General features: G+C 60.3%; 11 protein-coding genes. 5 read left to right on the top strand and 6 right to left on the bottom strand.

Annotated elements, in window-relative coordinates; genetic code table 11:
- Positions 1 to 188: 188 nt before the first annotated feature.
- Complete coding sequence (gene miaB, locus ACYZTZ_RS24275) at positions 189 to 1,517, bottom strand: tRNA (N6-isopentenyl adenosine(37)-C2)-methylthiotransferase MiaB (protein ID WP_046048821.1); 1,329 nt, start codon at positions 1,515 to 1,517, stop codon at positions 189 to 191.
- A gap of 134 nt (positions 1,518 to 1,651) precedes the next feature.
- Here miaB and ACYZTZ_RS24270 point away from each other — a divergent pair, with 134 nt between their 5' ends.
- Positions 1,652 to 1,981: a DUF1820 family protein gene (locus ACYZTZ_RS24270; RefSeq protein ID WP_007894425.1), complete on the top strand. Its 330-nt coding sequence runs from the start codon at positions 1,652 to 1,654 to the stop codon at positions 1,979 to 1,981.
- Between the two features lie 127 nt (positions 1,982 to 2,108).
- Here the strand turns inward: ACYZTZ_RS24270 and ACYZTZ_RS24265 are convergent, their stop codons facing one another.
- The 4 genes from ACYZTZ_RS24265 to ACYZTZ_RS24250 all read right to left on the bottom strand — a co-directional run bounded on the left by ACYZTZ_RS24265 (position 2,109) and on the right by ACYZTZ_RS24250 (position 5,657).
- On the bottom strand, positions 2,109 to 2,663 hold the full coding sequence (locus ACYZTZ_RS24265) for a tetratricopeptide repeat protein (protein ID WP_056744588.1): 555 nt from the start codon (positions 2,661 to 2,663) through the stop codon (positions 2,109 to 2,111).
- Positions 2,664 to 2,887: 224 nt separating this feature from the next.
- Complete coding sequence (gene hemL, locus ACYZTZ_RS24260; RefSeq protein ID WP_150658258.1) at positions 2,888 to 4,171, bottom strand: glutamate-1-semialdehyde 2,1-aminomutase; 1,284 nt, start codon at positions 4,169 to 4,171, stop codon at positions 2,888 to 2,890.
- Positions 4,172 to 4,203: 32 nt separating this feature from the next.
- On the bottom strand, positions 4,204 to 4,827 hold the full coding sequence (thiE, locus tag ACYZTZ_RS24255) for a thiamine phosphate synthase (protein WP_056744592.1): 624 nt from the start codon (positions 4,825 to 4,827) through the stop codon (positions 4,204 to 4,206).
- Between the two features lie 32 nt (positions 4,828 to 4,859).
- On the bottom strand, positions 4,860 to 5,657 hold the full coding sequence (locus ACYZTZ_RS24250) for a hydroxymethylpyrimidine/phosphomethylpyrimidine kinase (RefSeq protein ID WP_008152868.1): 798 nt from the start codon (positions 5,655 to 5,657) through the stop codon (positions 4,860 to 4,862).
- A 303-nt stretch (positions 5,658 to 5,960) separates the two neighbouring features.
- On the opposite strand from ACYZTZ_RS24250, the gene ACYZTZ_RS24245 reads away from it, so the two are divergent.
- The 4 genes from ACYZTZ_RS24245 to ACYZTZ_RS24230 all read left to right on the top strand — a co-directional run bounded on the left by ACYZTZ_RS24245 (position 5,961) and on the right by ACYZTZ_RS24230 (position 12,718).
- The gene (locus tag ACYZTZ_RS24245; protein ID WP_461999933.1) at positions 5,961 to 8,345 is read left to right on the top strand and encodes a 7TM diverse intracellular signaling domain-containing protein; all 2,385 of its coding nucleotides are present in this window, start codon (positions 5,961 to 5,963) and stop codon (positions 8,343 to 8,345) included.
- Positions 8,346 to 8,419: 74 nt separating this feature from the next.
- On the top strand, positions 8,420 to 10,066 hold the full coding sequence (locus ACYZTZ_RS24240; RefSeq protein WP_461999932.1) for an acyl-CoA dehydrogenase family protein: 1,647 nt from the start codon (positions 8,420 to 8,422) through the stop codon (positions 10,064 to 10,066).
- 173 nt (positions 10,067 to 10,239) lie between these two features.
- Complete coding sequence (gene amn, locus ACYZTZ_RS24235; protein ID WP_177338874.1) at positions 10,240 to 11,739, top strand: AMP nucleosidase; 1,500 nt, start codon at positions 10,240 to 10,242, stop codon at positions 11,737 to 11,739.
- 337 nt (positions 11,740 to 12,076) lie between these two features.
- Entirely contained in the window at positions 12,077 to 12,718 is a 642-nt protein-coding gene (locus ACYZTZ_RS24230; protein ID WP_095130726.1) for a pseudouridine synthase, read from the top strand.
- Here ACYZTZ_RS24230 and ACYZTZ_RS24225 read toward each other — a convergent pair.
- Complete coding sequence (locus ACYZTZ_RS24225) at positions 12,713 to 12,922, bottom strand: DUF2788 domain-containing protein (protein ID WP_007894445.1); 210 nt, start codon at positions 12,920 to 12,922, stop codon at positions 12,713 to 12,715. The two genes, ACYZTZ_RS24230 and ACYZTZ_RS24225, sit on opposite strands and share 6 nt — an antisense overlap.
- Positions 12,923 to 13,087 lie beyond the last annotated feature (165 nt).

The raw sequence follows: 13,087 nt of genomic DNA, 5'->3' as shown, positions 1-13,087 counted from the left end.
CTGGGGCAATTAAGATGAAATCAAGGATAACGCCAGTGGCCTGGGTGCGAAAGGTCTTAAATAAAGCAACGTCCAACACCGTCCCTTGTGGGAGCGAGCCTGCTCGCGAAGGCGGCCTGACAGTCAATCATGAATTGAATGTCAAACCGCCTTCGCGAGCAGGCTCGCTCCCACAGGAATATGCGGTGTTACGAGATCAGCGAGCCCCGCAGTGAGTGCGGCTGAGCAGCATCAATGTGCACATCGGCGAACTGACCAATCAACGTCGGATTGTCGCAGCGGAAGTTGACGATGCGGTTATTCTCGGTCCGACCCTGCAGCTCGCCAGGGTCCTTTTTGGAATAATCGGTTACCAAAATCCGCTGGATCGACCCGACCATTTGTCGGCTGATCTCGAAGCCTTGCTGGTTCAGGCGATGTTGCAGGGCGTTCAGGCGTTCTTTTTTCAGCGCTTCCGGCGTTTCGTCGGCCAGATCGGCAGCCGGAGTACCCGGGCGCTGGCTATAGACGAACGAGTAGGAGAAGTCGAAACCGACGTCTTCGATCAGCTTCATGGTCTGTTCAAAGTCTTTCTCGGTCTCGCCCGGGAAGCCGACGATGAAGTCCGAACTGATGCAGATCCCCGGTACAGCGGCGCGCAGTTTGCGCAGTTTGGATTTGTATTCCAGCGCGGTGTGGTTGCGCTTCATCGCGGAAAGGATTCGGTCCGAGCCCGATTGCACCGGCAAGTGCAGGTGTTTGACCAGTTCCGGTACGTCGGCGTGGGCCTGGATCAGGCTGTCGGAGAACTCCAGCGGGTGTGAGGTGGTGTAGCGGATGCGGTCGATGCCATCGACGGCGGCGACGACGCGGATCAGTTCGGCGAGATCAGCCAAACGACCATCATGAGTGGTCCCGCGATAGCCATTGACGTTCTGCCCCAGCAGAGTCACTTCGCGCACGCCGTTTTCAGCCAGGTGGATGATCTCGGCGATCACGTCATCGAAGGGTCGGCTGACTTCTTCACCACGGGTGTAAGGCACCACGCAGAACGTGCAGTACTTGCTGCAGCCTTCCATGACCGACACGTAGGCGCTTGGGCCATCGACGCGCGGCTCGGGCAAGTGGTCGAATTTTTCGATTTCCGGAAACGAGACGTCGACTTGCGGCAGTTTGGTAGCGCGGGCGGCGTCGATCATTTCCGGCAGGCGGTGCAGGGTCTGCGGGCCGAAGACCACGTCCACGTACGGTGCTCGATCGCGGATGGCCGCGCCTTCCTGGCTGGCCACGCAACCGCCGACGGCGATCACCATGTCCGGGTTGGCCAGTTTCAATTCGCGCCAGCGGCCGAGCTGGGAATACACCCGGTCCTGGGCGCGTTCGCGGATCGAGCAGGTATTGAGCAGGATCACGTCGGCATCTTCAGCGCGAGCGGTGACTTCCAGGGCCTGATGTTCGCCCAGCAGATCGACCATGCGCGAGCTGTCGTACTCGTTCATCTGGCAACCGTGGGTTTCGATGTAAAGCTTCTTGGCCATGGACAGAGTCATCACGTGATTCAAAGAACCGCGCATTATAGGGAACATGACCCAAGGTTCCTACCGCTGTGCGTCCGGTGGCTATGCTATAGTTCGCGCCCTCATTTTTATCCCCGATGTGTTGCTCGCCCACCATGACCAAACGTGAAGCTCCAATCTACAAGGTGATTTTCCTCAATCAGGGCCAGGTGTACGAAATGTATGCCAAGCAGATCTATCAAAGTGATCTGTGGGGCTTCCTGGAAGTGGAAGAGTTCGTCTTTGGCGAGCGCACGCAAGTGGTCGTCGATCCGAGCGAAGAAAAGCTCAAGGCTCAGTTCGAAGGCGTTGTGCGCAGCTTTGTGCCAATGCATTCGATTGTGCGGATCGACGAGGTCGAGCGCCTCGGCACGCCGAAAATCAGCGAAGCCCGCGGCGCGGTCGGCAATGTCATGCCGTTTCCGATGCCGATGCCTGAGAAGTAAGCCTTAACTTAAGACCGCGTCGCCCCCTTCGCGAGCAAGCCCGCTCCCACAGTTGATTTGTGTAAGACGCAGATCAAATGTGGGAGCGGGCTTGCTCGCGAAGGGGTCAGAAAGATCGAAGCAGAATTCAAGGCAGTGGCGAAAACGGCGTACGCCCATCGGCGCTCTGCAATTCCATCAGGTATTTGCGGAAGATTTGCCCCAGTACCTGGGTAGCCACTTCAAGTTCTTCGCGGGGCATTTTCTCGGCGACTTCGTCGGCGGTGTCCAACGCTTCTTCAGCGCCATTGACCGCAGCCATTTTCAGCACGATATACGCCTGGACGTTATTGGCCGGTACGCCTTCGCCGTGGAAGAACATGGTGCCGAGTTTGAATTGCGCCTGAGCATGGCCTTGCAGCGAGGCCTTTTCGAAGTAGCCCAGGGCTTTTTTGAGGTCGCGCGGCGTATTTTTGCCGTCGTAGTAGAACTCACCCAACTCGTATTGCGCTTGCGCATCCCCTTCATCCGACGCTTTCTGGCAGGCGGCGAGAGCCTGCGCCAAGTCTTGCGGCTGAGTATTGAGGGTGCAACGACCCATCGCTGGGATTAACAACGAGTTGCCGCCTGCTTGTGCGAGCGCGAGCAGGGGCTGAAGGAGCAACAGGCAGCCCAATGCAAGGGCGCGGCCGGTGCGGTTCATGGGAATCGACTTACCTCTGAAGGGCGCGCGGACCCGTCGAGGGATCCAATAAGCGCGCATTATGAAATAAGCAGGGCCAACCTTACAAAGTCTTTACTCGTTTTTCTGCTGCGCGGGGAATATATCGCCCACTTTGCTGGGGATTTTGAGCAGAAGCGTAGGAATAAGGGCGGGAATGCAGGTGAAAGCTGACGCTGGCAACCGCCAACGTCAGCGGCACAGCGTTATTTCAATGCAGCAAATGCACGTTCGGCGGCATCCAGCGTCAGTTTCAGCTCGGTTTCGCCGTGGGCGATCGAGGTGAAGCCGGCTTCGAAGGCGCTCGGCGCCAGGTACACGCCGCCTTCGAGCATCAGGTGGAAGAAGCGCCCGAACAGGGCGGCGTCGCTGGCCATCACGTCATCGAAGGTCACGATGTCGTCGGCGCCGCTGAAGTACAGACCGAACATGCCGCCGGCCTGTGTGGTCACGAACGGAATACCCGCCGCATCGGCGCGCTGTTGCAGGCCATCGAGCAGGCGACTGGTGTAGGCCGTCAACTCTGCGTGGAAGCCGGGACGGCTGATCAGGCGCAGGGTCGTCAGGCCCGCAGCCATGGCCAGCGGGTTACCCGACAAGGTGCCCGCCTGATAGACCGGACCCAATGGTGCGATGTGCGACATGATTTCGCGCTTGCCGCCGAAGCAGCCAACCGGCATGCCGCCACCGATGATTTTGCCGAAGGTGGTCAGGTCTGGCGTCACGCCGTAGTGGGCTTGTGCGCCACCAAGGGCGACACGGAAACCAGTCATCACTTCGTCGAAAATCAGCACCACGCCATGCTTGTCGCACAGGGTGCGAAGGCCTTCGAGGAAACCTGGCGCCGGCGGTACGCAGTTCATGTTGCCGGCCACGGGCTCGACGATGATGCACGCCACGTCCTGGCCGACTTCGGCGAGCATGGTTTCGACGGCGTCGATGTCGTTGAACGGCAGGGTCAGGGTGTGTTTGGCGAAGGCCGCCGGCACACCGGCCGAGCTCGGCACGCCTTGGGTCAGGGCGCCGGAGCCGGCCTTGACCAGCAGGCTGTCGGAGTGACCGTGGTAGCAGCCTTCGAACTTGATGATGCTGTCGCGGCCGGTGAAACCACGGGCCAGACGGATAGCGCTCATGGTGGCTTCGGTGCCGGAGCTGACCATGCGCACCATTTCCATCGACGGCACGATCGAGCAGACCAGATCAGCCATCTGGGTTTCCATCTCGGTCGGCGCGCCGTAGGACAGTCCGTGCTCAAGCTGTTTGCGCACGGCGTCCAGCACATCCGGGTGGCTGTGGCCGAGAATCATCGGCCCCCAGGAACCGACGTAATCCACATAACGCTTGTTGTCTTCGTCGGTGACGTAGGCGCCTTCGGCGTGCTTGAAGAACAACGGCGTGCCGCCAACGCTTTTGAACGCGCGAACAGGCGAGTTCACGCCACCGGGAATGTGTTTCTGGGCATTGGCAAACAGCGTTTCGGAACGAGACATGATCGGGCTCTCAAATCAGATTTTTAAGCTACTTAAATAGAAAGCAGGGCGTTGAATGCGCGGGCCCGGCGTGTCACTTCAGCCGTGCTCTCGGCGCCAAACAAGCCATGGACCACCGCCAGCAGATCGACCCCGTGGGCCACCAGTGGCGCGGCGTTCTCCAGGGTGATGCCGCCAATCGCGCAGATCGGCAGGTGCAGTTTGCTGCGGGCCTGGTCGAGCAATTCGAGGCTGCAAGTCGGTGCGCCGGGTTTGGTGTTGGAGTTGAAGAAACGACCGAAGGCGACGTAACTGGCGCCTTCCTTCGCTGCTTGCTCGGCGAGTTCGAGTTGCGCGTGGCAGGTCGAACCGATGATTGCCTGGCGACCGAGCAGTGCCCGAACCGGCATCAGCGGGCCGTCGGTCTGTCCCAGGTGCACGCCGACGTTCAGGCGTGCAGCGAGTTCGGCATCGTCGTTGATGATCAACTGGGTCTTGTAGCGTTCGCACAGATCGCGCAAGGCTTCGGCCTCGCGCAGACGGCGGGCCTCGTCGCTGCTCTTGTCGCGGTATTGCAGCAGGGTGACGCCGCCTTCCAGCGCCGCCTCCACGTACGAAAGAAATTTACCTGCCAACAGTTGGCTATCGGTAATGGCGTACAGGCCACGTAGCTTCATCGGGCAATCCTTTTTGCTTTACGCATGGACAGTTACGAACAGAAATCCAGCGGCAGGCGGCGCGGCACGAACTGGCCTTTGCCCAACTGCTCCGCATCACGCAGGGTGCGCCACGTGTAGTTAAGCGCGGTCTGCACGGCACTGGCGAGATTTTCACCGAGGGCCAGACGACCGGCCAGCGCACTGGCCAACGTGCAACCGGAGCCGTGATAACTGCCGGGCAAGCGCTGGCAGGTGAAGGTTTCGCGGTGACCGTCGCGGCTGTACAGGCGATTGTGGATTTCGTGTTCATCGCCATGGCCGCCGGTGATCAGCAGGTGTTTGACGAATGGCAGGAGTTTTTCGGCGCACTCGTCCGCGGTGCCTTCGGGCAGTTCGGCGAGGATGCGGGCTTCGGGAAGGTTTGGGGTGGCGATGATCGACAGGGGCAGCAGGCGCTCGCGCATGGCGTAGCCGACTTCGTCCTTGCCCAGGCGTCCGCCGCCACCGGCACGCAGCACCGGGTCGCAGACCACCGGCAAATGCGGGTGCGCCGACAACAGTTCGACCACGGTGTCGACCATTTCCAGGGAACCGAGCATGCCCAGTTTCACCGCCGCGACCGTCGAGTCGTTGAGCACGGCATTGGCCTGGGCCAACACCCACTCACGGTCGAGGACGCGGAAGTCAGTGACGTTGACCGTGTCTTGCACGGTCAGGGCGGTGACGGCCGGGGCCGCATGACAACCCTGAGCGAGCAGGGCTTCGATATCTGCCTGCAAGCCGGCGCCACCACTTGGGTCGTGGCCGGAGAGACAGAGGACAACGGGGCGAGAGCTGTAGATATTCATGGTGCGCGAGCTTACCACCAAACATCTTTTTTCGGGTGCCGACCCATTGGCCTTGTGACGAGAAAATGCGTGCGCCTTCAGGCCATTGTCACAATCTGACCGGCGAAACAGCTCTATCTCAATACATCGAGCTGGAACGCCCGTGCTAGAGCCTTTGTAGGAAAAATTTCAATGGTGTTCAATGGCCACCAACGGCTATGCTAGAGTGGATCCAAACCAATAACAGGTAATACCGGTTTTACGTCTACTCAAAAGGAATGAGGGGCTTCCTGAGATAACCGGACAGGCCACGCTGGGGCTTAAATGCGCTATTTGCTGATGTTGCTGTTGTGCTTGCCCCTCATGGCGAGTGCAGTCGAATTCGACGAATTCACTCAAAGCCTTCCCTTGGGCCGAACCTTGCAAGTGTTCGAAGACGCGGGCGGTCAGGCGACCATCGCCGATGTCCGTGCACAAGCCGCGGCCGGAAACTTCAAAACCCACGACAAAGCCACCCTCAACGCCGGTTACTCGCGTTCAGTGTTCTGGCTGAAAATCGACCTGCATTACCGCCCGACCAACCCTGCGGCTCAACGCACCTGGTTGCTGGAACTGGCCTATCCACCCCTTGATCACCTTGATCTCTATTTGCCCGATGCGGCCGGTGGCTATCAACTGGCACGTCAGACCGGCGATGCCTTGCCGTTCGACAGTCGCGAAATTCGCCAGAACAACTATTTGTTCGATCTGAACTTCACCCCTGATCAAGCGCAAACCCTGTACCTGCGCCTGCAGAGTGAAGGATCGATCCAGGCGCCGGTCACCCTGTGGTCGAGCACTGCCTACCTGGAAGAGCAACCGATCCGACTCTATGTGCTGGGGCTGATCTACGGCGTGTTGCTGGGGATGCTGGTGTACAACCTGTTCATCTATCTCAGCGTGCGCGATACCAGCTACCTCTATTACATCTTCTATATCGCCTCGTTCGGCTTGTATCAGCTGTCAGTGAATGGCGCGGCGGTGGAATATTTCTGGCCGAACAATCCCTGGTGGGCGAACGCAGCGACGCCGTTTTTCATCGGTTGCGCAGGCCTGTTCGGCAGCCAGTTCGCCCGCGGCTTCTTGCAGACGGCGACCCACAGTCGTTGGCTCGACCGCTTGCTGCTGGCGTTGATTGCGTTTAGCGCGGTGGTGGTCGGGTTGTCGTTGATGACCAGTTACGCCCTGGCCCTGCGCCTGGCGACGGCGCTGGCACTGATCTTCACTGTAGTGATTTTTGCCGCGGGGATTTTCGCCTGGCTGCGTGGCCTGCGAGTGGCGCGTTATTTCATTATTGCCTGGTCGGCGTTTTTACTCGGCGGCATCGTCAACACCCTGATGGTGCTGGGTTACCTGCCAAACGTGTTCCTGACCATGTATTCCAGCCAGATCGGCTCGGCGATAGAGGTGGCGCTGTTGTCCCTGGCGCTGGCCGATCGCATTAATGCCATGCGCGAGCAACAGGCGCAGACCCTGTTCGATGCCGGTCAAACGCTTGAAGTGCTGAACCAGCAACTGGCTCGCAGTAACAAGCTCAAAGACGAATTCCTCGCCACCCTGACCCACGAACTGCGCACGCCCATGAACGGTGTGATCGGTTCGCTTGAGCTGATGCAGACCGTCGAGATGGACCCGGAGCTGGAGCAATATCAGCAAACGGCCGCCGGTTCCGCGCGAGACATGATGCGCATGGTCAACGGCATCCTCACCCTGACCGAGTTGCAGGCCGGCAAACTCAAGACCTATCCGGCCGTTTTCAGTTTGCGCGGGGTGGTCGAGGCTTTGCGCCTGCAGTTCGAGGGCAACGCGTTGAGCAAGTCGCTGGACTTCAAGGTCGAGGTCACGCCGGGGCTGCCGGATCGCTTGCACGGCGACAGCGACAAGTTGGCGCAATGCCTGGAATGCTTGCTGGATAACGCGATCAAGTTCACGCGGATCGGCGGACTGGCGCTGCGGGTGACGGGCAAACCCGTGGCGCCCGACCGACTGGCGCTGTCCTTTGCGGTGATCGACACCGGCATCGGCTTCACCGATCTGGGGGAGGCGACGCTGTATCAGCGGTTCTTCCAGCTCGATGGCTCGATGACCCGTGAATACGGCGGTCTGGGCGTTGGCCTGGCAATCTGTCGGCAACTGGTCGAATTGCTCGGTGGAAAACTGACTCACCGCTCCGAACCTGGTCGTGGCAGCCGCTTCCAGCTCGACGTCGAGTTCGAGCTGCCCGTGGTGGAGCGGCCGTCAGTGCCCTTGATGACCCGGGAATTTCCTCGCCTGCGGCTGCCTCAGGACTGCACTGTCCTACTGGTTGATGACAACAGCATCAATCAGTTGGTGATGCGCGGCATGTTGCTCAAGCTGGGCTTCCGGGTGCGCACCGCCGACAACGGGGCTGCCGCGATCGATCACTTGCAGCGCGAAACCTTCGATGCGGTATTGCTCGATTGCCAGCTTCCATCTCTGGGTGGCACGTCCCTCTGTTGCCAGATCCGCGCGTTGCCGGGCTGCGCCGAACTGCCGGTATTCGTGATTGCCATGAGTATTGATCGGGAACGCTGCCCGACCGGTGCCTTGATCGATTACCTGAGCAAACCGGTGAAATTCGAGGACCTGCAGGCAGCGCTCTATCGCCGGGTGCTGTGTCCAAGACAAGGCGAAAGCGCCGACAGTTAGGCAGATATGACACTTTGTTCAGCCGGGGGGCGGTGCTTAACTGAAGTCCCTTGGCTGACCAAAGGAGCCTCGTCATGAACCTGCATCAGTTCGCCGAAACCCACGAAGTCACCAATCAGCCACCGTCGCTGGACGGCGCCAACCTGTATCGCATCGACCTGCCGTTGCAGGAGTGGTCGCGGCGTTTCGGGGCCGGGTGGGCCGAGTCGCGGATCGACGCTTACGGCGCACTGGCCGGCGGGCCGCTGATGGAAGCCGGGTTCCTGGCCAATCAGAACAAGCCGGTTTTCAGCAGCCATGACCGTTACGGCCATCGCATCGACCTGGTGGAATTTCACCCGGCGTATCACGAGTTGATGCGCACCGCGGTCGAGCACGGTCTGACCTCGTTGCCTTGGGCGCATCCGCAGTCCGGCGCCCACGTCGCCCGCGCCTCCATGACCTACCTGCACAGCCAGGCCGAAGCCGGTAGTGGTTGCCCGCTGACCATGACCTTCGCCAGCGTCCCGGCGATGCGCCTGCAAGCGGATCTGGCAGAGCAATGGCTGCCGAAAATCCTCTCTACCGAATACGACCCGCGCAACGTCGGCATGGCCCACAAGGCCGGGGTCACCATCGGCATGGCGATGACCGAGAAACAGGGCGGCACCGACGTGCGGGCCAACACCACCAAGGCTTTTCCGGTCGGTGCCAGTGGTCCGGGCCAGGCGTATGAGCTGGTGGGCCACAAATGGTTCTGTTCGGCACCGATGTGCGATGCCTTCCTCACCCTGGCCCAGACTGACAAGGGTTTGACCTGCTTCCTGCTGCCGCGCCATCGCCCGGACGACACGCGCAATCAGTTCTACATACAGCGCCTGAAGAACAAACTCGGCAATTGCTCCAACGCTTCCAGCGAAGTGGAGTTCCGTGGTGCGCTGGCGTGGATGGTCGGCGAGGAGGGACGGGGCGTTCCGACCATCATTGAAATGGTCGCCATGACCCGCTTCGATTGCATGGTCGGTTCCAGTTCGCTGATGCGCCAGGCCCTGACCCAAGCGAGCCACCACTGCGCTCACCGCAAGGTCGGTGGCAAATTGCTCAGCGAACAACCCTTGATGCAAAACGTACTGGCCGACCTGGCCCTGGAAAGCGAAGCCGCCCTGGCCTTGAGCCTGCGCATGGGCCGGGCGCTGGATCATCTGGATGATGAGCATGAAGCCAAATTCGCCCGGCTGGTCACGGCGGTGGGCAAGTACTGGATCTGCAAACGCGCGCCCGGAATGATCAACGAAGCTGCCGAATGCATGGGCGGCGCCGGTTATGTCGAAGACAGCATCCTGCCGCGGTTGTACCGTGAGGCGCCGGTCAATTCGACGTGGGAAGGTTCCGGCAACGTGCAATGCCTCGACGTACTGCGAGCGTTGTCGAAGGAGCCGGGTGTGCTCGACGTACTGTTCAGCGAGTTGGGCGATGGTCATGGCGACAAGCGCCTGGCCGCACACATCACTCAATTGCAGGCAGCGTTCAAAGACACCAGCGACATTCAATACCGCGCCCGCCAGCTCACCGAAGACATCGCCTTGGGCCTTCAGGCCAAGCTGTTGCTGGAGGCCGGCAACGGCGCCGTCAGTGATGCCTTCATCGCCAGCCGCCTGGGTTCGGCCGGTCGGGTGTATGGCGCGTTGCCACGTGGGCTGGATGTGGAAGCGATTGTCGCCCGCTCAACTCCGCTTTTGTGAACGACACAAAACCCCTGTGGGAGCGAGCTTGCTCGCGATAGCGGCATAACAGTCGACATCTCTGTCGACTGTTAGTCAGTCATCGCGAGCAAGCTCGCTCCCACATTTGATCTGCGGTGGACTTGGCATTTGTGTAGCAACCGCTGTTCCCGTGAAGCGACGATACAGGCAAGATGAAGGCCTGCAAGTCAGAACACAGGATGCTGATCGTGACCGAAGCTTTTATTGTCGTTCAAACCGCCGAGCAAGCCGTGGACCGGCTTGCGCTCTTGCACAATCGTGCAACCACCGCGCTGAACCAGGCGCTCAAGCGATACCTCAAGGATCGAGTCGAACCGGACGCCGAACAGCGTGCGATGTTTCGTTATCCCGAACTGCGTCTGACCTACCTTTGCCAGGGCGAAGTCCCACAGACCACTCGGGCCTACGCCAAGGTTCAACTGCCGGGGACTTACAGCGTCACCGTCACTCATCCCGCTGCCTTCCGTAAATACCTGCTGGAACAGCTGGTGCCGTTGATGCACGACTTCACCGTGACGGTGGAAGTGGGCATCAGCCAGCAGAATATTCCTTATCCGTACGTGGTTGAGCAGGGCGAAGAACTGGCCGGCTCCGGCGTCACCGCTGCCACGCTGGCGCGAGTGTTCCCGAGTACGGATTTGTCTGCCGCGACCGATGGCATCGCCGACGGTTTGTACGATTGGGAAAATACCGACCCGCTGCCGCTGGCCTTGTTCGACGCCGCGCGGGTGGATTTCTCCCTGCGCCGCCTGGTGCATTACACCGGCAGCGACTGGCGTCATGTGCAACCGTGGATTCTGCTGACCAACTATCACCGTTACGTCGACCAGTTCATCGTTCATGGCCTGGAACAGTTGCGCAGCGATCCGCGTTTCGTGCGCATGGTCTTGCCGGGCAACGTGATCATTGAAAAGAGCATGGACCACGGCGAAGCCTCGGCGATTGCCGCCGGTGTGGTTTGGCACCGCTATCAGATGCCGGCCTATCACCTGATCGCCAGCGACGGCCACGGCGTGACCCTGGTGAACATTGGCGTCGGCCCGTCCAACGCCAAGAACATCACCGACCACCTGGCGGTGCTACGTCCGCATTGCTGGCTGATGATCGGCCACTGTGGCGGTTTGCGTCAGTCGCAGACCATTGGCGATTACGTGCTGGCGCACGCTTACATGCGCCGCGACGGGATTCTCGATCGGGTCGTGCCGCCGAATATTCCGATTCCGGCGCTGGCCGAAGTGCAGATGGCGTTGCAGCAAGCGGCGGCCAATATCACCGGTGAGAAGGGCGACGAACTGAAAAAACGCCTGCGTACCGGCACCGTGCTGACCTACGACGACCGTAACTGGGAACTGCGCTGGGCTCAGGAACGTCCGCTGATCAACCTGTCTCGCGCCGTGGCGGTGGACATGGAAAGCGGCACCATCGCGGCGCAAGGTTATCGCCTGCGGGTTCCGTACGGCACGTTGCTCTGTGTTTCGGACAAACCGTTGCACAGCGAAATCAAGTTGCCGGGTTCGGCCAACGCCTTCTATGAGCGTGCGGTCAGCCAGCACTTGAAGATCGGGATCGAGGCGGTGGATCTGTTGCGCACCGAACTCAACTCGCTGCACTCGCGTAAACTGCGCAGCTTCGACGAGCCGCCGTTCCGCTAACGGTTTGTCGTGGTCATTTGGCAGTCAGGGCAGGGCGTGCCATCGATTATTTCCACTGCCGCGCCGGGTCTGCTGTTGCGCAGGGCAAGGCGCGAGGAGCGTTGTTTGGTCATTCCAAATAAGCTCCGAGCAACGCAGCCCTGCGCAACAGCAGGCCCGGCCCTTCGGGTTGTGCCTTAAAGCGGGCCAGGCTGCGTTGCAGGCCTTGGAAAGGGAGCGACCATTCCCAGCGGCCTGCGCCTTGCCTGGCCCGCTTTAAGGCGACAACGCGACGGTGGAAATAATCGATGGCACGCCCTAGCATTAGCAGCCCTGACCGTTAGATGTTCCTTTTCCCATGTCTCGTCCTCAACGTCCCGTTTCCCGCCGCCCTGGCGTGAAGCCTGCGCCATCGTCCTCAGCCCCGCGCCGTGTCGCCAAAGCGCCGCCGGCCGAGCCGAAGCTGATTCTGTTCAACAAGCCTTTTGATGTGCTGACGCAATTCAGCGACGGCGAAGGGCGGGCGACACTCAAGGATTACATCGAGATTCCTGGGATTTACCCGGCAGGACGGCTGGACCGCGACAGCGAAGGTTTGCTGCTGCTGACCAACGACGGCCAGCTTCAGGCGCGGATCGCCGACCCTAAACACAAACTGGCGAAGACCTATTGGGTGCAGGTGGAAGGCGAGCCGAGTGCTGAGCAATTGCAGCGATTGCGCGATGGCGTCGAACTGAATGACGGCATGACGCTACCGGCTGAAGCGCGACAGCTTGAAGAACCTGAACTGTGGCCACGCAACCCGCCGGTGCGCTTTCGCAAAAGTGTGCCGACCAGTTGGCTGGAGCTGGTGATTCGCGAAGGGCGTAACCGTCAGGTGCGGCGCATGACCGCAGCGGTCGGCTTGCCGACGTTGCGTCTGGTGCGGGTCAAAATCGGCGACTGGTCGATCGAAGGGCTCGATCAGGGCCAGTGGAAGGAAGTGCCGGCGCGTTTATAACGTGCCGGATTCGATCAGGCCGATGACCACACTTTTGATCACGAACGCGGCCACGCCCAGGCCGAGTACGAAGAACAGGATGAACGAGCCAAAGCGGCCGGCCTTGGATTTCTTCGCCAGATCCCAGACGATGAAACCCATGAAAATGATCAGGATGCTGACCAGTCCGGTCATCATCCACTCTTCGAGTACTGCAGGATCCATCAGGCATCTCCAGCGCGGGCGGGGCTAAAAGGCGCTGGAGTATACGTCATGGGCGATTGGCGAAGTATTGACCTGCGGCAGCGTGTCGCAGCTATTCGTCGCCCGGCCCTACCCTTGTAGGCGCTGTGTAGGAGCTGTCGAGTGAAACGAGGCTGCGATCTTTTG

The sequence above is a fragment of the Pseudomonas sp. LB3P58 genome, assembly GCF_054897895.1.
This window is presented reverse-complemented; position numbering and strand designations above follow the sequence as displayed.

What these genes read in the sequence shown, in the direction of transcription:
- amn (WP_177338874.1), top strand. Translation starts at nt 10,240, where the DNA reads ATGAAGGCCTGCAAGTCAGAACACAGGATGCTGATCGTGACCGAAGCT.
- ACYZTZ_RS24240 (WP_461999932.1), top strand. Translation starts at nt 8,420, where the DNA reads ATGAACCTGCATCAGTTCGCCGAAACCCACGAAGTCACCAATCAGCCA.
- miaB (WP_046048821.1), bottom strand. Translation starts at nt 1,517, where the DNA reads ATGGCCAAGAAGCTTTACATCGAAACCCACGGTTGCCAGATGAACGAG.
- ACYZTZ_RS24265 (WP_056744588.1), bottom strand. Translation starts at nt 2,663, where the DNA reads ATGAACCGCACCGGCCGCGCCCTTGCATTGGGCTGCCTGTTGCTCCTT.
- ACYZTZ_RS24225 (WP_007894445.1), bottom strand. Translation starts at nt 12,922, where the DNA reads ATGGATCCTGCAGTACTCGAAGAGTGGATGATGACCGGACTGGTCAGC.
- ACYZTZ_RS24250 (WP_008152868.1), bottom strand. Translation starts at nt 5,657, where the DNA reads ATGAATATCTACAGCTCTCGCCCCGTTGTCCTCTGTCTCTCCGGCCAC.
- hemL (WP_150658258.1), bottom strand. Translation starts at nt 4,171, where the DNA reads ATGTCTCGTTCCGAAACGCTGTTTGCCAATGCCCAGAAACACATTCCC.
- thiE (WP_056744592.1), bottom strand. Translation starts at nt 4,827, where the DNA reads ATGAAGCTACGTGGCCTGTACGCCATTACCGATAGCCAACTGTTGGCA.
- ACYZTZ_RS24245 (WP_461999933.1), top strand. Translation starts at nt 5,961, where the DNA reads ATGCGCTATTTGCTGATGTTGCTGTTGTGCTTGCCCCTCATGGCGAGT.
- ACYZTZ_RS24230 (WP_095130726.1), top strand. Translation starts at nt 12,077, where the DNA reads ATGTCTCGTCCTCAACGTCCCGTTTCCCGCCGCCCTGGCGTGAAGCCT.
- ACYZTZ_RS24270 (WP_007894425.1), top strand. Translation starts at nt 1,652, where the DNA reads ATGACCAAACGTGAAGCTCCAATCTACAAGGTGATTTTCCTCAATCAG.